The sequence below is a fragment of the Pseudomonas sp. PB3P13 genome, from assembly GCF_054897735.1.
On record NZ_CM142702.1, the window covers coordinates 4,851,040 to 4,870,037 of the forward strand.

At 54.4% G+C, this 18,998-nt stretch carries 26 protein-coding genes; all 26 read right to left on the reverse strand.

From position 1 onward, the window contains the following. Position 1: 1 nt before the first annotated feature. The 26 genes from rpmD to rpoC all read right to left on the reverse strand — a co-directional run bounded on the left by rpmD (position 2) and on the right by rpoC (position 18,989). Positions 2 to 178: a 50S ribosomal protein L30 gene (gene rpmD / locus ACYZT1_RS22380; RefSeq protein ID WP_003186033.1), complete on the reverse strand. Its 177-nt coding sequence runs from the start codon at positions 176 to 178 to the stop codon at positions 2 to 4. A gap of 2 nt (positions 179 to 180) precedes the next feature. Next, on the reverse strand, positions 181 to 681 hold the full coding sequence (gene rpsE / locus ACYZT1_RS22385; protein ID WP_003186035.1) for a 30S ribosomal protein S5: 501 nt from the start codon (positions 679 to 681) through the stop codon (positions 181 to 183). A 3-nt stretch (positions 682 to 684) separates the two neighbouring features. Next, a complete protein-coding gene (rplR, locus tag ACYZT1_RS22390; RefSeq protein WP_017341069.1) occupies positions 685 to 1,035 on the reverse strand; it encodes a 50S ribosomal protein L18 in 351 nt (116 codons plus the stop codon). Between the two features lie 10 nt (positions 1,036 to 1,045). Beyond that, positions 1,046 to 1,579, reverse strand: a complete 534-nt coding sequence (rplF, locus tag ACYZT1_RS22395) for a 50S ribosomal protein L6 (RefSeq protein WP_003176412.1) — start codon at positions 1,577 to 1,579, stop codon at positions 1,046 to 1,048. 12 nt (positions 1,580 to 1,591) lie between these two features. Beyond that, complete coding sequence (rpsH, locus tag ACYZT1_RS22400; protein ID WP_003186040.1) at positions 1,592 to 1,984, reverse strand: 30S ribosomal protein S8; 393 nt, start codon at positions 1,982 to 1,984, stop codon at positions 1,592 to 1,594. 211 nt (positions 1,985 to 2,195) lie between these two features. Continuing rightward, positions 2,196 to 2,501, reverse strand: coding sequence for a 30S ribosomal protein S14 (rpsN, locus tag ACYZT1_RS22405; RefSeq protein ID WP_028621546.1), 306 nt, complete (start codon positions 2,499 to 2,501; stop codon positions 2,196 to 2,198). Between the two features lie 13 nt (positions 2,502 to 2,514). Beyond that, positions 2,515 to 3,054, reverse strand: coding sequence for a 50S ribosomal protein L5 (rplE, locus tag ACYZT1_RS22410; RefSeq protein WP_028621545.1), 540 nt, complete (start codon positions 3,052 to 3,054; stop codon positions 2,515 to 2,517). 20 nt (positions 3,055 to 3,074) lie between these two features. Then, positions 3,075 to 3,389, reverse strand: coding sequence for a 50S ribosomal protein L24 (gene rplX / locus ACYZT1_RS22415; protein WP_003176416.1), 315 nt, complete (start codon positions 3,387 to 3,389; stop codon positions 3,075 to 3,077). An 11-nt stretch (positions 3,390 to 3,400) separates the two neighbouring features. After that, positions 3,401 to 3,769, reverse strand: coding sequence for a 50S ribosomal protein L14 (gene rplN, locus ACYZT1_RS22420; protein WP_002555479.1), 369 nt, complete (start codon positions 3,767 to 3,769; stop codon positions 3,401 to 3,403). A 23-nt stretch (positions 3,770 to 3,792) separates the two neighbouring features. Next, complete coding sequence (gene rpsQ, locus ACYZT1_RS22425; RefSeq protein WP_003176419.1) at positions 3,793 to 4,059, reverse strand: 30S ribosomal protein S17; 267 nt, start codon at positions 4,057 to 4,059, stop codon at positions 3,793 to 3,795. Between the two features lie 2 nt (positions 4,060 to 4,061). After that, positions 4,062 to 4,253, reverse strand: a complete 192-nt coding sequence (gene rpmC, locus ACYZT1_RS22430; protein ID WP_008030901.1) for a 50S ribosomal protein L29 — start codon at positions 4,251 to 4,253, stop codon at positions 4,062 to 4,064. Next, on the reverse strand, positions 4,253 to 4,666 hold the full coding sequence (gene rplP / locus ACYZT1_RS22435) for a 50S ribosomal protein L16 (RefSeq protein ID WP_028621544.1): 414 nt from the start codon (positions 4,664 to 4,666) through the stop codon (positions 4,253 to 4,255). Before rplP ends, rpmC begins: the two co-directional genes overlap by 1 nt. A gap of 12 nt (positions 4,667 to 4,678) precedes the next feature. After that, complete coding sequence (gene rpsC / locus ACYZT1_RS22440) at positions 4,679 to 5,365, reverse strand: 30S ribosomal protein S3 (RefSeq protein WP_003176422.1); 687 nt, start codon at positions 5,363 to 5,365, stop codon at positions 4,679 to 4,681. Between the two features lie 13 nt (positions 5,366 to 5,378). Continuing rightward, on the reverse strand, positions 5,379 to 5,711 hold the full coding sequence (rplV, locus tag ACYZT1_RS22445) for a 50S ribosomal protein L22 (RefSeq protein ID WP_003103908.1): 333 nt from the start codon (positions 5,709 to 5,711) through the stop codon (positions 5,379 to 5,381). A 13-nt stretch (positions 5,712 to 5,724) separates the two neighbouring features. Next, positions 5,725 to 6,000 carry a 30S ribosomal protein S19 gene (gene rpsS, locus ACYZT1_RS22450; RefSeq protein WP_002555486.1) on the reverse strand — a complete coding sequence of 92 codons (276 nt, stop codon included), beginning with the start codon at positions 5,998 to 6,000 and terminating at the stop codon, positions 5,725 to 5,727. 16 nt (positions 6,001 to 6,016) lie between these two features. Further along, positions 6,017 to 6,841, reverse strand: a complete 825-nt coding sequence (gene rplB, locus ACYZT1_RS22455) for a 50S ribosomal protein L2 (RefSeq protein ID WP_008030897.1) — start codon at positions 6,839 to 6,841, stop codon at positions 6,017 to 6,019. A gap of 14 nt (positions 6,842 to 6,855) precedes the next feature. Further along, positions 6,856 to 7,155, reverse strand: coding sequence for a 50S ribosomal protein L23 (rplW, locus tag ACYZT1_RS22460; protein WP_002555488.1), 300 nt, complete (start codon positions 7,153 to 7,155; stop codon positions 6,856 to 6,858). Then, a complete protein-coding gene (gene rplD / locus ACYZT1_RS22465; protein WP_007896707.1) occupies positions 7,152 to 7,754 on the reverse strand; it encodes a 50S ribosomal protein L4 in 603 nt (200 codons plus the stop codon). The genes rplW and rplD overlap by 4 nt, the downstream gene beginning before the upstream one ends. A gap of 12 nt (positions 7,755 to 7,766) precedes the next feature. Then, the gene (rplC, locus tag ACYZT1_RS22470; RefSeq protein ID WP_003186059.1) at positions 7,767 to 8,402 is read right to left on the reverse strand and encodes a 50S ribosomal protein L3; all 636 of its coding nucleotides are present in this window, start codon (positions 8,400 to 8,402) and stop codon (positions 7,767 to 7,769) included. 80 nt (positions 8,403 to 8,482) lie between these two features. Beyond that, positions 8,483 to 8,794, reverse strand: coding sequence for a 30S ribosomal protein S10 (rpsJ, locus tag ACYZT1_RS22475; protein WP_003186070.1), 312 nt, complete (start codon positions 8,792 to 8,794; stop codon positions 8,483 to 8,485). 129 nt (positions 8,795 to 8,923) lie between these two features. Then, positions 8,924 to 10,146, reverse strand: a protein-coding gene (locus tag ACYZT1_RS22480) for an IS3 family transposase (RefSeq protein WP_462016259.1) whose coding sequence is annotated in 2 segments (ribosomal slippage) — positions 8,924 to 9,795 and positions 9,795 to 10,146 — 1,224 coding nt in all. Because the reading frame shifts where the segments join, the coding sequence is not laid out codon by codon here. A 105-nt stretch (positions 10,147 to 10,251) separates the two neighbouring features. Then, on the reverse strand, positions 10,252 to 11,445 hold the full coding sequence (tuf, locus tag ACYZT1_RS22485) for an elongation factor Tu (protein ID WP_150582439.1): 1,194 nt from the start codon (positions 11,443 to 11,445) through the stop codon (positions 10,252 to 10,254). Positions 11,446 to 11,475: 30 nt separating this feature from the next. Continuing rightward, the gene (fusA, locus tag ACYZT1_RS22490; protein WP_150582440.1) at positions 11,476 to 13,581 is read right to left on the reverse strand and encodes an elongation factor G; all 2,106 of its coding nucleotides are present in this window, start codon (positions 13,579 to 13,581) and stop codon (positions 11,476 to 11,478) included. Positions 13,582 to 13,611: 30 nt separating this feature from the next. Then, complete coding sequence (gene rpsG / locus ACYZT1_RS22495; protein ID WP_002555493.1) at positions 13,612 to 14,082, reverse strand: 30S ribosomal protein S7; 471 nt, start codon at positions 14,080 to 14,082, stop codon at positions 13,612 to 13,614. Positions 14,083 to 14,201: 119 nt separating this feature from the next. After that, complete coding sequence (rpsL, locus tag ACYZT1_RS22500) at positions 14,202 to 14,573, reverse strand: 30S ribosomal protein S12 (RefSeq protein ID WP_002555494.1); 372 nt, start codon at positions 14,571 to 14,573, stop codon at positions 14,202 to 14,204. Between the two features lie 216 nt (positions 14,574 to 14,789). Next, a complete protein-coding gene (gene rpoC / locus ACYZT1_RS22505) occupies positions 14,790 to 18,989 on the reverse strand; it encodes a DNA-directed RNA polymerase subunit beta' (RefSeq protein ID WP_462016756.1) in 4,200 nt (1,399 codons plus the stop codon). Between the last annotated feature and the right edge of the window lie 9 nt (positions 18,990 to 18,998).

Sequence of the window (18,998 nt, forward strand, 5' to 3'; positions counted from 1 at the left end):
ATTAACCCTCGACACGCAGCATGTAGTAAGCCTTGTTGATCATCCCGCGATTCTCGGGAGTATCAAGTACTTCTACAGTGTGACCGATGCGACGCAGACCCAGACCCTTAACGCACAGTTTGTGGTTAGGGATGCGGCCGGTCATGCTTTTGATCAGCGTAACTTTAACGGTAGCCATGATCAGAAGATCTCCTTGACACTTTTGCCACGCTTGGCGGCAATGGATTCAGGAGACTGCATAGCCTTCAAACCTTTGAAAGTGGCGTGAACCACGTTTACCGGGTTAGTCGAGCCGTAGCACTTGGCCAGAACGTTCTGAACGCCAGCTACCTCGAGGACAGCACGCATAGCGCCGCCAGCGATGATACCGGTACCTTCAGAAGCAGGCTGCATGTACACCTTCGAAGCGCCATGAGCGGACTTCATTGCGTACTGCAGAGTAGTGCCGTTCAGGTCAACTTGGATCATGTTGCGGCGAGCAGCTTCCATTGCCTTCTGGATCGCAGCAGGCACTTCACGCGACTTGCCACGGCCGAAGCCAACGCGCCCTTTACCATCACCAACCACGGTCAACGCGGTGAAAGTGAAGATACGGCCGCCTTTAACGGTTTTGGCTACGCGGTTAACTTGAACCAGCTTCTCGATGTAGCCTTCGTCGCGCTTTTGGTCGTTATTTGACATAACTTAGAACTCCAGCCCAGCTTCACGAGCAGCATCAGCCAGCGCTTTAACGCGGCCGTGGTACTTGAAGCCAGAGCGGTCGAAAGCCACTTGCGAGACGCCAGCGGCCTTAGCACGCGTAGCGACCAGCTGGCCAACCTTAGTGGCCGCGTCGATGTTGCCAGTGGCACCATCACGCAGTTCTTTATCCAAAGTCGAGGCAGAAGCCAGAACTTTGGCGCCGTCGGCCGAAATGACCTGGGCGTAGATGTGCTGCGACGAGCGGAACACGCAGAGACGCACGACTTCGAGTTCGTGCATTTTCAGGCGTGCTTTGCGAGCGCGACGCAGTCGAGTAACTTTTTTGTCGGTCATTTGCTATGCCCTACTTCTTCTTGGCTTCTTTACGACGGACGACTTCGTCCGCGTAGCGCACACCTTTGCCTTTGTATGGCTCTGGTGGACGGAAGTCGCGGATCTCGGCGGCCACTTGACCTACCAGCTGCTTGTCGATGCCCTTGATCAGGATATCGGTCTGGCTAGGAGTCTCAGCGGTGATGCCTTCCGGCAGTTCATAATCCACTGGATGCGAGAAGCCAAGAGCCAGGTTCAGCACTGTGCCTTTTGCTTGCGCTTTGTAACCAACACCGACCAGCTGGAGCTTGCGCTCGAAGCCTTGGCTTACGCCTTGGACCATGTTGTTTACCAACGCACGAGTGGTACCAGCCATTGCGCGAGTTTGTTGATCGCCATTGCGAGCAGCGAAACGCAACTCACCAGCTTCTTCAACAATCTCAACGGACGAATGGATGTTCAGTTCGAGAGTGCCCTTGGCACCCTTCACCGAAAGCTGTTGGCCTGCGAATTTGACTTCGACACCGGCTGGCAGCTTAACGGGGTTCTTAGCGACGCGTGACATGCTTATCCCCCCTTAGAACACAGTGCAAAGAACTTCGCCGCCGACACCGGCAGCGCGCGCAGCACGATCCGTCATCACACCTTTGTTGGTGGAGACGATAGACACACCGAGACCGCCACGAACTTTTGGCAGATCATCGACGGACTTGTACTGACGCAGGCCTGGACGGCTAACGCGCTTCACTTCCTCGATGACCGGACGGCCTTCGAAGTACTTCAGCTCGATGGACAGCAGTGGTTTGATTTCGCTGCTGATCTGATAACCCGCAATGTAACCTTCGTCCTTCAGGACTTTGGCAACAGCTACCTTCAAAGTAGAAGATGGCATGCTTACGACGGACTTTTCAGCCATCTGGGCATTACGGATACGAGTTAGCATGTCCGCTAACGGGTCCTGCATACTCATGGGCTAGACGCTCCTAATACAAAAAAATTAGCCTTACGGCTACTACGTGTCGCCGAGTACATCCATGCGAAAAAAGCACGGGCTCAGGCGAGCCGGGTATTCTAGACACACCCCACAAATGAATCAAGCCCCAAAAGGGGCTTGATTCAAGTTCAAGGTCACCGGCGGTCAGGATCTTGCGAACCCTTCCGCCGCGACTTTGAGATGCTGCTTACCAGCTGGCTTTAACCAGACCCGGTACGTCGCCACGCATTGCTGCTTGACGCAGCATGTTACGGCCGAGGCCGAACTTGCGATAAACGCCGTGCGGACGACCGGTCAAGCGGCAGCGGTTACGCATGCGCGAAGCGCTTGCGTCACGTGGCTGCTTTTGCAGAGCAACTGTTGCTTCCCAACGCGCTTCTGGACTTGCGTTCAGATCTACGATGATCGCTTTCAGTGCTGCACGCTTTTTGGCGTACTTGGCAACAGTGAGCTGACGCTTCAGCTCACGGTTTTTCATGCTCGTCTTGGCCATTTTCCTACTCCAATCAGTTGCGGAACGGGAATTTGAAAGCACGCAACAGGGCGCGACCTTCATCATCGTTCTTGGCAGTGGTGGTCAGGGTAATGTCCAGACCGCGGAGAGCATCGATCTTGTCGTAGTCGATTTCCGGGAAAATGATCTGCTCTTTAACGCCCATGCTGTAGTTACCACGACCATCGAAGGACTTGGCATTCAGGCCGCGGAAGTCGCGAACCCGAGGCAGGGAGATCGACAGCAGACGATCCAGGAATTCATACATACGCTCACGGCGCAGGGTCACTTTGACGCCGATCGGCCAACCTTCACGGACTTTAAAGCCAGCGATGGATTTCCGAGCGTAAGTCACGATGACTTTCTGACCGGTGATCTTTTCCAGGTCGGCAACTGCGTGCTCGATGACTTTTTTGTCACCGACCGCTTCGCCTAAACCCATGTTCAGGGTGATTTTGGTAACGCGTGGAACTTCCATCACGTTCGAAAGCTTAAGTTCTTCCTTAAGCTTCGGTGCGATTTCCTTCCAGTAAATCTCTTTTAGTCGTGCCATGGTCTTCTACCTAGCAGTGTTCAAGCATCAACCGCTTTTTGGGTCGACTTGAAGACACGAATTTTCTTGCCGTCTTCTACTTTGAAACCAACGCGATCAGCTTTGTTGGTTTCGCCGTTGAAAATGGCGACGTTAGAAGCGTCCAGTGGAGCTTCTTTTTCGACGATACCGCCTTGTACGCCCGACATCGGGTTAGGCTTGGTATGACGCTTAACCAGGTTCAGACCGCCAATAACCAGACGGTTGTTAGCGAGAACCTTAAGCACCTTACCGCGCTTACCTTTGTCTTTGCCGGCGATCACGATGATCTCGTCGTCACGACGAATCTTTTGCATGTCGGATCTCCTTACAGCACTTCTGGGGCGAGCGAGACGATCTTCATGAACTTCTCAGTACGAAGTTCACGGGTCACTGGCCCAAAGATACGGGTGCCGATCGGCTCTTGCTTGTTGTTCAGAAGAACAGCAGCGTTGCCATCAAAGCGGATAATGGAGCCATCTGCACGGCGTACGCCGTGACGAGTGCGGACTACAACAGCAGTCATCACTTGGCCTTTTTTCACCTTACCGCGAGGAATTGCTTCCTTGACGGTAACTTTGATGATGTCACCGATACCAGCGTAACGACGATGGGAGCCACCCAGCACCTTGATGCACATAACGCGGCGTGCGCCGCTGTTATCGGCCACATCGAGCATGGATTGAGTCTGAATCATATAATTTCTCCGACCCCTAGTCCTTAGACTTCCACAGCGCGTTCGAGAACATCAACCAGCGCCCAAGACTTGGTCTTGGCCAAAGGACGAGTTTCACGAATAGTGACTTTGTCGCCGATGTGGCACTGATTGGTTTCGTCGTGCGCGTGCAGCTTAGTCGAACGCTTAACGTATTTACCGTAGATCGGGTGCTTAACGCGACGCTCGATCAGAACGGTGATGGTCTTGTCCATTTTGTCGCTGACAACACGGCCAGTCAGCGTACGGACGGTTTTTTCGGCTTCAGCCATGATTACTTACCTGCCTGCTGTTTGAGCACAGTCTTCACGCGAGCGATGTCACGCTTAACTTGCCGGAGCAGGTGAGACTGCCCCAACTGGCCAGTTGCTTTCTGCATACGCAGATTGAACTGGTCGCGCAGCAGGCCGAGCAGTTGCTCGTTAAGCTGCGGCGCGTCTTTTTCACGAAGTTCATTCGCTTTCATCACATCACCGTCCGTTTAACAAAGGCGGTGGCGAGCGGCAGCTTTGCAGCAGCCAGGGCAAAAGCCTCACGCGCCAGCTCTTCAGTAACACCCTCGATTTCATACAGGACTTTGCCTGGCTGAATCTGGGCAACCCAGTATTCCACGCTACCTTTACCTTTACCCATCCGAACTTCGAGTGGCTTTTTGGTGACAGGCTTGTCCGGGAATACACGGATCCAGATCTTGCCGCCACGTTTTACGTGACGGGTCAGAGCACGACGCGCTGACTCGATCTGACGAGCGGTGAGACGACCACGAGCAACAGACTTCAGCGCGAACTCGCCGAAGCTGACTTTGCTACCGCGCAATGCCAGGCCACGGTTGTGACCAGTCATTTGCTTGCGGAACTTCGTACGCTTTGGTTGCAACATTTGGCGTACCCCTTACTTAGCAGCTTTTTTACGAGGCGCTGGTGCTTGCGGTTTCAGCTCTTCTTGGCGACCACCAATTACTTCGCCTTTGAAGATCCAAACCTTTACACCGATCACACCATAAGTGGTGTGAGCTTCGTAGTTGGCATAGTCGATGTCGGCACGCAGGGTGTGCAGAGGCACACGACCTTCGCGATACCATTCAGTACGTGCGATTTCAGCACCGCCGAGACGACCGCTCACTTGGATTTTGATGCCTTTGGCACCAATGCGCATAGCGTTCTGTACAGCGCGCTTCATAGCGCGACGGAACATTACGCGACGCTCCAGCTGCTGAGCTACGCTCTGCGCAACCAACATACCGTCGAGTTCCGGCTTGCGGATTTCTTCGATATTGATGTGCACAGGCACACCCATTTGTTTGGTCAGGTCCTGACGCAGTTTCTCAACATCTTCACCTTTCTTCCCGATAACGATACCCGGACGAGCGGTGTGGATGGTGATACGTGCTGTTTGAGCCGGACGATGGATATCGATACGGCTTACGGACGCGCTTTTTAGTTTGTCTTGGAGATACTCACGCACCTTCAGATCAGCGAACAAATAGTCCGCATAAGTCCGACCGTCTGCGTACCAGACGGAGGTGTGCTCCTTGACGATTCCCAGGCGAATGCCAATGGGATGTACTTTCTGACCCATCTCTTCGACTCCGTTACTTGTCAGCAACCTTGACAGTGATATGGCAAGACCGCTTGACGATGCGATCAGCACGGCCTTTGGCACGTGGCATGATTCGCTTCAGCGAACGCCCTTCGTTGACGAAAACGGTGCTGACTTTAAGGTCATCAACGTCTGCGCCTTCGTTATGCTCGGCGTTGGCTACGGCCGACTCCAGCACTTTCTTCATGATCTCGGCGGCTTTCTTACTGCTGAAAGCCAACAGGTTGAGCGCTTCGCCCACCTTCTTCCCGCGGATCTGGTCGGCGACCAAGCGGGCTTTCTGGGCGGAGATTCGAGCGCCCGACAACTTAGCGGCTACTTCCATCGTTCCTTACCCCTTAACGCTTGGCTTTCTTGTCTGCCACGTGCCCACGATATGTGCGGGTACCGGCAAACTCGCCTAGTTTGTGGCCGACCATGTCTTCGTTCACGAGAACCGGGACATGTTGACGACCGTTATGCACTGCAATGGTCAGACCGACCATCTGTGGCAGGATCATCGAACGACGCGACCAGGTTTTAACTGGTTTGCGATCGTTCTTTTCCGCCGCCACTTCGATCTTCTTCAGTAGGTGAAGATCAATAAAAGGACCTTTTTTCAGAGAACGTGGCACTGTCGTATCCCTCTATTTACTTGCGACGACGGACGATCATTTTGTCGGTACGCTTATTACCACGAGTCTTCGCGCCCTTAGTCGGGAAGCCCCATGGCGATACCGGATGACGACCACCAGAGGTACGACCTTCACCACCACCATGTGGGTGGTCAACCGGGTTCATGGCAACACCACGAACGGTTGGGCGAACGCCACGCCAGCGTTTGGCACCAGCTTTACCCAGCGAACGCAGGCTGTGCTCGGAGTTCGAGACTTCACCCAGGGTCGCGCGGCATTCAGCCAGCACTTTACGCATCTCACCAGAACGCAGACGCAGGGTCACGTAGACACCTTCACGAGCGATCAGCTGAGCCGAAGCACCAGCGGAACGAGCGATTTGCGCGCCTTTACCTGGCTTCAATTCGATGCCGTGTACGGTACTACCAACTGGAATGCTGCGCAGCTGCAACTGGTTGCCCGGCTTGATCGGAGCCAAAGCACCCGAAATCAGCTGATCGCCAGCGTTCACGCCTTTAGGGGCGATGATGTAACGGCGTTCGCCGTCTGCGTACAACATAAGAGCAATGTGAGCAGTACGGTTTGGATCGTATTCGATACGCTCAACAGTGGCTGGAATGCCATCTTTGTCGTTGCGACGGAAATCGACCAGACGATAATGCTGCTTATGGCCACCACCGATGTGACGAGTGGTAATACGACCATTGTTGTTACGACCACCAGACTTCGATTTCTTCTCGAGCAGCGGTGCGTGAGGAGCGCCTTTATGCAGCTCCTGGTTGACCACCTTGACCACATGACGGCGGCCAGGGGAAGTCGGTTTGCATTTAACGATTGCCATGATGCACCCCTTCCTTACTCAGCACTGCTGCTGAAATCGAGATCTTGGCCTGGCTGAAGGGAGATAACTGCCTTCTTCCAGTCATTACGCTTGCCCAGACCGCGAGCAGTGCGCTTGCTCTTACCCAGAACATTCAGGGTAGTAACACGCTCTACTTTCACGCTGAACAGGCTTTCGACGGCCTTCTTGATTTCCAGCTTGGTTGCGTCAGTTGCAACCTTGAAAACGAACTGACCTTTTTTGTCAGCCAGAACCGTAGCCTTTTCGGAAACGTGCGGGCCGAGCAGAACTTTAAATACGCGTTCCTGGTTCATCCCAGCAGCTCCTCGAATTTCTTCACGGCCGACACGGTGATCAACACCTTGTCGTATGCGATCAGACTAACTGGATCGGAACCTTGCACGTCACGTACATCAACGTGTGGCAGGTTGCGAGCAGCCAGGTACAGGTTCTGATCAACTACTTCAGACACGATCAAGACGTCAGTCAAGCCCATGCCAGTCAGTTTGTTCAGCAGATCTTTGGTCTTCGGTGCATCAACAGCGAAGTCCTGAACCACAACCAGACGATCGGTACGCACCAGCTCAGCAAGGATGGAACGCATTGCTGCGCGGTACATCTTCTTGTTCAGCTTCTGGGTGTGATCCTGAGGACGAGCTGCGAAAGTGGTACCGCCGCCACGCCAGATTGGGCTACGGATAGTACCGGCACGAGCACGGCCAGTACCTTTCTGACGCCATGGGCGCTTACCGCCACCACGAACGTCGGAACGGGTCTTTTGCTGCTTGCTACCTTGACGGCCGCCGGCCATGTAGGCCACGACTGCTTGGTGAACCAGCGTCTCGTTGAATTCGCCGCCAAATGTCAGTTCGGAAACTTCGATCGCTTGAGCGTCATTTACATTTAATTGCATGTCAGCTTCCCCTTAACCGCGAGCCTTGGCTGCTGGACGTACAACCAAGTTGCCGCCAGTAGCGCCAGGAACAGCGCCCTTGACCAACAACAGATTGCGTTCAGCGTCCACGCGCACTACTTCAAGAGATTGCACGGTCACGCGCTCAGCGCCCATATGACCGGACATTTTTTTGCCCTTGAATACACGACCAGGAGTCTGGCACTGGCCGATAGAGCCTGGAACGCGGTGGGACACGGAGTTACCGTGGGTATTATCTTGCCCGCGGAAGTTCCAACGCTTGATCGTACCCTGGAAGCCTTTACCCTTGGACTGACCGGTTACATCAACCAGTTGACCAGCGGCGAAGATTTCAGCGTTGATCAGATCGCCGGCCTGGTACTCGCCTTCTTCAAGACGGAATTCCATTACGGTACGACCAGCGGCAACGTTCGCTTTCGCGAAGTGGCCAGCCTGAGCAGCTGTAACACGCGAAGCACGACGCTCGCCTACAGTGACTTGCACTGCACGATAGCCATCGGTCTCTTCAGTTTTGAACTGGGTGACGCGATTCGGCTCGATCTCAATGACCGTGACCGGAATGGAGACACCTTCTTCGGTGAAAATACGGGTCATACCGCATTTACGACCGACTACACCAATAGTCATGTTGTAAACCTCATGAGTGTACGGGGCTTTCACCCGCTATGGCCGCCCATTTCAGAGCGTTACACGACTAAGACCGAGTCTTAGCCGAGGCTGATCTGTACTTCCACACCGGCCGCAAGATCAAGCTTCATAAGAGCATCAACGGTTTTATCCGTTGGCTGGACGATGTCCAGAACGCGCTTATGAGTACGGATCTCGTACTGGTCACGCGCGTCTTTGTTGACGTGCGGGGAGACCAGAACGGTGAACCGCTCTTTACGGGTAGGCAGTGGAATTGGACCACGCACTTGAGCACCAGTACGTTTCGCGGTTTCCACGATTTCCTGGGTGGATTGGTCGATCAGGCGATGGTCAAAAGCCTTCAACCTGATACGGATTTGCTGATTTTGCATTGGATTTCAGACTCCGGCTGCTATTCCCACCGAGCGCAATACGCCCGTTAAAAGGAGGCGCAATTCTATAGACGCCCCATATAGGTGTCAACTGTCTAGTCCTGAAATAGGTTTACACCTATTTCAGTCTCAAAACGCCCGGTGCACCGCATCGGGCGTTTTGTATTTCAGGGATAAGTGCGGCCGCTCCCCGTTGTAGATCAGCACCGACTCATCCACCATTTTTACTGCATCCGCCAAATCTTTGGGGCGGTGCAGCAAAAACTCAGTTTTCAGTATTCCGTTTATCCGCTCTGCCATCGCGTTCTGATAGCAATCGTAGCCGTCCGTCATTGAGCACTTGATCCCATGCTTCGCGTGCATTTGCTGGTACAGGTCGGAACAGTATTGGGCTCCGCGATCCGAGTGATGGATGAGCGGCTGCATGGATTTTCGCTGGCTAACAGCTCTCTGCAACGCTTTGACCACCGACTCTGTGTGCAGGCTGTCATGCACATGATGACCCACGATCTTGCGTGAGTACGCGTCTGTTATCAGGCTGACGTAAACAACACTTTCCCGCGTGGGCAGATAGGTAATATCGGCAACCCAAACCTGCTCGGGCCTGCTGGCGATAACTTGTTCCGGGCCTGCTTTGAGCAGGTTGGGATGGCGACGGAACCGATGATGGCTATGCGTAGTTTTATGATAAGCGCGCTTTCGAGGAACCAGCTCTCGCGCTTCGCGCAAGATGGAAAAAAGACGGTCTCGACCAACAAATACCTGCTCTCCCGCCTCAGTACTCATCAGATAATGCAGCTTGCGCGTGCCTAACCTCGGCTGGCGACGCCGCTTTTCCAGAACAAAGTCCACCACTTGCTGGTCTTGGTGAGCTTTCGCATCAAAGGCTCGGTTACGTTTGTAATAGGCTTGGCGCGAAATGCCCATAAACAGGCAAGCCCTGGTAATGCTCAGGTCTTGGATTTGCCCTTGCGAGAGGACTTGCCGGGTCGCTTTTTTACGATGGACACACCGTAATCATTTTTTAAGACGTTCACGACAGCTTCAAAAAATTGGGCCTTCTGATTGCTCAGCGCCAACTGTTCTTCAAGTTCTTTGATCCGCTGCTCGGGTGTCAGCGGGAGGTTGGGGTCGGTCATCGGCCTGCTCCGCAGCGCTCGGATTGAGGCGCCTTGGCTCCAGTCCTGCCGGCCATGCTTGCGCAACCAAACCAGTACCGTGGACCGGCCCTGAATGCCAAAGCGCCGTTGAGCCTCTTTATAACTCAACTCGCCTTTTTCGACTTGGTCTACGACCGACAATTTAAAAGCTAGCGTGTAGTCACGCTGGCTGCGCCTTTTTCCCGTATCCATTGAATCCTCCTGAAGAAAGGTCAGAAGGTGTAAACCTTATTCAGGACGGGACAAACCCAATAAAAAAGCCCCCGCTAAGCGGGGGCTTTTTCAAACCATCACTTATTAAGCGATGATTTTGGCTACGACGCCAGCGCCGACGGTACGACCGCCTTCACGAATAGCGAAACGCAGACCGTCTTCCATTGCGATGGTTTTGATCAGGGTGACAACCATTTTGATGTTGTCGCCTGGCATTACCATTTCAACGCCTTCCGGCAGTTCGCAGTTACCGGTCACGTCAGTGGTCCGGAAGTAGAACTGTGGACGGTAGCCTTTGAAGAACGGAGTGTGACGACCGCCTTCTTCTTTGCTCAACACGTACACTTCAGCTTCGAAGGTAGTGTGCGGCTTGACCGAACCTGGCTTGACCAGAACCTGGCCACGCTCAACGTCGTCACGCTTGGTGCCGCGCAGCAGCACGCCGCAGTTCTCGCCAGCACGACCTTCGTCGAGCAGCTTACGGAACATTTCAACACCGGTGCAGGTGGTGACGGTAGTGTCACGCAGACCAACGATTTCCAGTGGATCCTGAACCTTGACGATACCGCGCTCGATACGACCGGTTACAACAGTACCGCGACCGGAGATCGAGAATACGTCTTCGATTGGCATCAGGAACGGCTTGTCGATAACACGGACTGGATCTGGAATGTAGCTGTCCAGAGTCTCAACCAGTTTACGAACGGCAGTGGTGCCCATTTCGTTGTCGTCTTGGCCGTTCAGAGCCATCAGAGCCGAACCGATGATGATCGGAGTGTCGTCGCCCGGGAAGTCGTAAGTGCTCAGCAGATCGCGCACTTCCATCTCAACCAGTTCCAGCAGCTCAGCGTCGTCTACCATGTCAGCCTTGTTCAGGAAGACAACGATGTACGGAACGCCAACCTGACGGGACAGCAGGATGTGCTCACGGGTTTGTGGCATCGGACCATCAGCGGCCGAGCAAACCAGAATAGCGCCGTCCATTTGAGCAGCACCGGTGATCATGTTCTTCACATAGTCAGCGTGACCTGGGCAGTCAACGTGAGCGTAGTGACGGATCAGCGAGTTGTACTCGACGTGAGCGGTGTTGATGGTGATACCACGAGCCTTCTCTTCCGGAGCGCTGTCGATCTTGTCGAAAGCAACAACGGCCGAACCGAATACTTCGGAGCAGACGCGAGTCAGAGCAGCGGTCAGCGTGGTTTTACCGTGGTCGACGTGACCGATGGTGCCAACGTTGACGTGCGGAAGGGAACGATCAAATTTTTCTTTAGCCACGACAATTAACTCCTAGCCTAAAGGGCTGAATCAGCCTTGTTTTTTGGTAACGGTTTCGACGATGTGCGACGGAGCCGTATTGTATTTTTTGAATTCCATAGAGTAGCTTGCGCGACCTTGGGACATGGAGCGAACGTCGGTTGCGTAACCGAACATCTCACCCAACGGAACCTCGGCACGAATCACTTTGCCGGAAACCGTATCTTCCATACCCAGGATCATGCCGCGACGACGGTTAAGGTCGCCCATCACGTCACCCATATAGTCTTCAGGTGTAACAACCTCTACCGCCATGATCGGCTCAAGCAGCTCACCACCGCCCTTCTGGGCCAGTTGCTTGGTCGCCATGGATGCAGCCACCTTAAACGCCATCTCGTTGGAGTCGACGTCGTGGTAGGAACCATCAAACACAGTAGCCTTCAGGCCGATCAGCGGATAGCCGGCAACAACGCCGTTCTTCATCTGCTCTTCGATACCCTTCTGGATAGCCGGGATGTATTCCTTAGGAACCACACCACCCACTACTTCGTTCACGAATTGCAGACCTTCCTGACCTTCGTCAGCAGGGGCAAAACGGATCCAGCAGTGGCCAAACTGACCACGACCGCCGGACTGACGAACGAACTTGCCTTCGATTTCACAGTTCTTCGTGATGCGCTCACGATAGGAAACTTGAGGCTTACCGATGTTGGCTTCAACGTTGAACTCACGGCGCATCCGGTCAACCAGGATATCCAGGTGCAGCTCGCCCATGCCGGAGATGATCGTTTGACCAGTCTCTTCATCAGTCTTGACGCGGAAAGATGGATCTTCCTGAGCAAGTTTGCCCAGAGCGATACCCATTTTTTCCTGGTCATCCTTGGTCTTAGGCTCAACGGCAACCGAAATAACCGGCTCCGGGAAGTCCATGCGAACCAGGATGATTGGCTTGTCAGCGCTGCACAAGGTTTCGCCGGTGGTGACGTCCTTCATGCCGATCAAGGCCGCGATGTCACCAGCGCGTACTTCCTTGATTTCTTCACGGGCGTTTGCGTGCATCTGCACCATACGACCCACGCGCTCTTTCTTGCCTTTAACCGAGTTGATCACGCCGTCGCCGGAGGCCAACACGCCCGAGTAAACTCGAACGAAGGTCAAAGTACCCACGAATGGATCGGTAGCGATTTTGAAAGCCAGAGCCGAGAACGGCTCGCTGTCATCTGCATGACGCTCCATCTGCTTTTCCTCGTCATCCGGGTCAGTACCCTTGATGGCAGGAATGTCGGTTGGAGCAGGCAGGTAATCGATAACGGCGTCGAGAACCAGGGGAACGCCCTTGTTCTTGAACGAAGAACCGCAAACAGCCAAGACGATTTCGCCAGCGATAGTACGCTGACGCAGAGCGGCCTTGATTTCCGCGTTGGTGAGTTCTTCACCTTCGAGGTACTTGTTCATCAGCTCTTCGCTGGCTTCGGCCGCAGCCTCAACCATGTTGCCGCGCCATTCGTCAGCCAGTTCCTGCAGTTCAGCAGGAATAGGCTTGCGAACTGGAACCATGCCTTTGTCGGAGTCGTTCCAGTACACAGCTTCCATGGCCATCAGATCGATCTGACCCTGGAAGTTGTCTTCGGAACCGATAGCCAACTGGATTGGCACTGGAGTGTGACCCAGACGCTGCTTGATCTGACCGATCACGCGCAGGAAGTTCGCACCAGCACGGTCCATCTTGTTTACGTAAACAAGACGTGGAACGCCGTATTTGTTGGCTTGACGCCATACGGTTTCCGACTGAGGCTCGACACCCGAGGTGCCGCAGAACACAACGACCGCGCCGTCGAGAACACGCAGGGAACGCTCAACTTCAATAGTGAAGTCCACGTGACCCGGGGTGTCGATGACGTTAAAGCGGTATTGGTCCTTGTGCTGCTTCTCGGAACCCTGCCAGAAGGCGGTAATGGCAGCAGAAGTAATGGTAATACCACGCTCCTGCTCCTGAACCATCCAGTCTGTGGTCGCGGCGCCGTCATGCACCTCGCCCATTTTGTGACTTTTGCCAGTGTAAAAAAGGACGCGCTCGGTGGTGGTCGTTTTACCAGCATCCACGTGAGCAACGATACCAATGTTACGGTAGCGATTAATCGGTGTTGTACGAGCCATAAAGCCCTCGCAAAATTAGTGACGCTAAAATTAGAAGCGGTAGTGCGAGAAAGCTTTGTTAGCTTCAGCCATACGGTGCACGTCTTCACGCTTCTTAACTGCAGCACCTTTACCTTCGGCAGCGTCCAACAGTTCGCCAGCCAAACGCAGAGCCATAGACTTCTCGCCGCGCTTACGGGCGAAGTCTACCAACCAGCGCATTGCCAGAGCGTTACGACGGGACGGACGAACTTCAACCGGAACCTGGTAAGTAGCACCGCCTACACGGCGCGACTTTACTTCGACCAGCGGAGCGATGGCGTCGAGAGCTTTCTCGAAGATTTCCAGGGGGTCGCTGTTCTTGCGTTCTTTAACCTTTTCCAGCGCGCCATAAACGATACGCTCGGCAACGGCTTTCTTGCCGCTTTCCATCACGTGGTTCATGAACTTGGCCAGAATTTGGCTTCCGTATTTTGGATCGTCAAGCACTTCGCGCTTGGCTGCTACGCGTCTTCTTGGCATGGATAAGCCCTCAAACGGTCTTCAGGTTCGCTCGGAATCGGTGCCCTCTCGGGACGCCTCCGACCTTACTCTTATCGACTCAGAAAAATAGATGATTCAGTTTTTACAAAAAGCCGCTACTACTTAGGCTTCTTGGTACCGTACTTCGAACGACCCTGGTTACGCCCTTTAACGCCGGAAGTATCCAAAGAACCGCGAACGGTGTGATAACGAACGCCTGGCAAGTCTTTTACACGACCGCCGCGGATCAGTACCACGCTGTGCTCTTGCAGGTTGTGGCCTTCACCGCCGATGTACGAGGAAACCTCGAAACCGTTGGTCAGACGCACACGGCATACTTTACGCAGTGCCGAGTTAGGTTTTTTCGGCGTGGTGGTATACACACGGGTGCATACGCCACGACGTTGCGGGCAGTTCTGCAGCGCAGGCACGTCGGATTTCTCGACGATACGCTTACGCGGCTGACGTACCAGCTGGTTGATAGTTGCCATCTACTAGCTCCACTGTTGTCTTGCGACGCTATTGTCTTGCAAGAAAAGCAAAATGGCAGGAACGAATTCCCGCCAAATTTAGGGGTACAAGAGTCTAAAGAGGATCTTGCCCCCAGTCAAGGCAAGGCCCCGATCTCGCCTCTCATCCAATCTCGACAGTTTGTCTCGATTCGATGAACGGAGCGACCAGGGCCTCACACTCATTTATCGCAGAACTCAGTTACCGCTTGAGTTCAGCGCTTCGGTCAGTGCAGCTTCCACTTCACTGGCGCTTACGCGCAGCGGTTTGTCCGCTTCACGACGACGCTTACGCTCGCTGTGATAAGCCAAACCGGTACCGGCCGGGATCAGACGACCCACGACCACGTTTTCTTTCAGGCCGCGCAGGTAATCGCGTTTGCCGGTTACCGCCGCTTCGGTCAGTACACGAGTGGTTTCCTGAAAGGAAGCAGCCGAGATGAACGATTCGGTGGACAACGACGCTTTGGTGATACCCAACAGTACGCGAGTGAACTTGGAAACGAATTTCTCGTCGCCAGCCAGACGCTCGTTCTCTACCAGAACGTGAGTCAATTCCATCTGGTCGCCCTTGATGAAACTGGAATCGCCGGATTCAGCGATTTCAACTTTACGCAGCATCTGACGCAGGATGGTCTCGATGTGCTTGTCATTGATCTTCACGCCTTGCAGACGGTAAACGTCCTGGATCTCGTTCACGATGTACTTGGCCAGCGCACTCACACCCAGCAGACGCAGGATGTCGTGTGGATCGCTCGGGCCGTCGGAGATAACTTCGCCGCGGTTTACCTGCTCGCCTTCGAAGACGTTCAGGTGACGCCACTTCGGAATCAGCTCTTCGTACGGATCGCTACCGTCGTTCGGGGTAATGACCAGACGGCGCTTGCCTTTGGTCTCTTTACCGAACGCGATGGTGCCGCTGACTTCAGCCAGAATCGAAGCTTCCTTCGGACGACGGGCTTCAAACAAGTCGGCAACACGCGGCAGACCACCGGTGATGTCACGGGTCTTCGAAGTCTCTTGCGGAATACGAGCGATAACATCACCGATGGCGATTTTCGCACCATCCGCTACACCGACAAGGGCGTTGGCAGGCAGGAAGTACTGAGCAATTACGTCGGTTCCCGGCAGCAAGAGATCCTTGCCGTTGTCATCGACCATTTTCACAGCAGGACGGATATCTTTACCGGCAGCTGGACGGTCTTTGGCGTCGAGTACTTCAATGTTGGTCATACCGGTCAATTCGTCAGTCTGACGCTTGATCGTGATGCCTTCTTCCATGCCCACGTAGGTCACGGTACCTTTCATTTCGGTAACGATTGGGTGAGTGTGCGGATCCCACTTGGCCACGATAGCGCCAGCGTCGACCTTGTCACCTTCTTTAACCGAAATTACAGCACCGTACGGCAGCTTGTAACGCTCGCGCTCACGACCGAAGTCATCAGCGATTGCCAGCTCACCGGAACGGGATACAGCCACCAGGCAGCCATCCACTCGCTCCACGTGCTTCAAATTGTGCAGACGAACGGTACCGCCATTCTTCACCTGGACACTGTCCGCAGCGGAGGTCCGGCTTGCCGCACCACCGATGTGGAACGTACGCATGGTCAGCTGGGTACCCGGCTCACCGATGGACTGGGCAGCGATAACGCCGACCGCTTCACCGATGTTCACCTGGTGACCACGAGCCAGATCGCGGCCATAGCACTTGGCGCAGATGCCATAGCGGGTTTCGCAGCTGATCGGCGAACGCACGATCACTTCGTCGATGCTGTTCAGCTCGATGAACTCGACCCACTTCTCGTCTACCAGCGTACCGCCTGGAACGATAACTTCTTCGGTACCCGGCTTGAACACGTCGCGAGCAATAACGCGACCCAGTACGCGCTCACCCAATGGCTCAACAACATCACCGCCTTCAATGTGCGGAGTCATCACCAGGCCATGTTCGGTGCCGCAATCGATCTCGGTCACGACCAGATCCTGCGCCACGTCCACCAGACGACGAGTCAGGTAACCGGAGTTCGCAGTTTTCAATGCGGTATCCGCCAAACCTTTACGAGCACCGTGCGTAGAGATGAAGTACTGAAGTACGCTCAAACCTTCACGGAAATTCGCAGTAATCGGCGTTTCGATGATGGAACCGTCCGGCTTGGCCATAAGGCCACGCATACCGGCGAGCTGACGGATCTGCGCAGCAGAACCCCGTGCGCCCGAGTCGGCCATCATGTACATCGAGTTAAAGGACTCCTGGTCGACTTCGACGCCGTGACGGTCGATGACTTTCTCTTTCGAGAGGTTGGCCATCATCGCCTTGGAAACTTCGTCGTTCGCCTTGGACCAAAGGTCGATCACTTTGTTGTACTTCTCGCCCTGAGTTACCAGGCCGGAGGCGTACTGACTTTCGATCTCTTTCACTTCGTCGGTAGCCGCACCGATGATGCGGGCTTTTTCATCGGGGATAACGAAGTCGTTAACCCCGATGGAAACGCCGGAGATAGTCGAATAAGCAAAACCGGTGTACATCAACTGGTCAGCGAAGATCACGGTCTCTTTTAAACCAACCACGCGGTAGCACTGGTTGATCAGCTTGGAGATCGCCTTTTTCTTCATCGGCTGGTTGACGACGTCGTACGACAGGCCAGGCGGAACAACCTGGAACAACAGCGCACGACCGACGGTTGTGTCGACGATACGGGTGTTCTTGACGCTGCCACCGTCACGATCGTTTACGGTTTCGTGGATACGGACTTTGACCTTGGCGTGCAGTGCGGCTTCGCCGGCACGGAACACACGGTCAACTTCCTGCAGATCCGCAAATACACGACCTTCGCCCTTGGCGTTGATCGCTTCACGAGTCATGTAGTACAGACCCAATACAACGTCCTGCGAAGGAACGATGATTGGCTCACCGTTGGCTGGCGACAGAATGTTGTTGGTCGACATCATCAACGCACGCGCTTCCAACTGGGCTTCCAGTGTCAGCGGTACGTGCACGGCCATTTGGTCGCCGTCGAAGTCGGCGTTGTACGCAGCACAAACCAGAGGGTGCAGCTGGATAGCCTTGCCTTCGATCAGTACGGGTTCAAACGCCTGGATACCCAGACGGTGAAGGGTCGGTGCACGGTTGAGGAGAACCGGGTGTTCGCGAATGACTTCAGCGAGAACGTCCCAGACTTCCGGCAGCTCGCGCTCGACCATCTTCTTGGCTGCTTTGATGGTGGTCGCGAGACCACGCATTTCGAGCTTGCCGAAAATGAACGGTTTGAACAGCTCGAGCGCCATTTTCTTCGGCAGACCGCACTGGTGCAGACGCAGGGTCGGACCTACGGTGATAACCGAACGACCGGAGTAGTCAACACGCTTACCGAGCAAGTTCTGACGGAAGCGACCTTGCTTACCCTTGATCATGTCAGCCAGGGATTTCAGAGGACGCTTGTTGGAACCGGTGATAGCGCGGCCACGACGACCGTTGTCGAGCAGTGCATCGACAGCTTCCTGCAACATGCGCTTTTCGTTGCGCACGATGATGTCCGGAGCGGACAGATCAAGCAGACGCTTCAAGCGGTTGTTACGGTTGATCACTCGACGATACAGATCGTTGAGGTCGGAAGTCGCAAAGCGACCGCCATCCAGCGGGACCAGTGGACGCAGATCTGGCGGCAGAACCGGCAGAACGGTCAGCACCATCCATTCTGGAAGGTTGCCGGAACCCTGGAAGGCTTCCATCAACTTCAGACGCTTGGACAGCTTCTTGATTTTGGTTTCGGAGTTGGTTTGCGGAATTTCTTCACGCAGACGGCCAATCTCGTGTTCCAGATCGATAGCGTGCAGCAGTTCACGGACAGCTTCGGCACCCATGCGGGCATCGAAATCGTCGCCGAACTCTTCCAGCGCTTCGAAGTACTGCTCATCGTTCAGCAGCTGACCTTTTTCAAGGGTGGTCATGCCTGGATCGATAACGACATAGCTCTCGAAGTAGAGAACGCGTTCGATATCACGCAGGGTCATGTCCATCAGCAAACCGATACGCGACGGCAGCGATTTCAGGAACCAGATGTGGGCAACCGGCGAAGCCAGTTCGATGTGCGCCATGCGCTCACGACGAACCTTGGCCAGTGCAACTTCAACGCCGCACTTCTCGCAAATCACGCCGCGATGCTTCAAGCGCTTGTACTTACCGCACAGGCACTCGTAATCCTTTACCGGGCCAAAGATCTTGGCGCAGAACAGGCCGTCACGCTCAGGTTTGAACGTACGGTAGTTGATGGTTTCCGGCTTTTTAACTTCACCGAACGACCACGAACGGATCATCTCAGGCGATGCCAACCCGATACGGATGGCGTCGAACTCTTCGACTTGACCCTGGTTTTTCAGCAAATTCAGTAGGTCTTTCAAGGCCTTTCC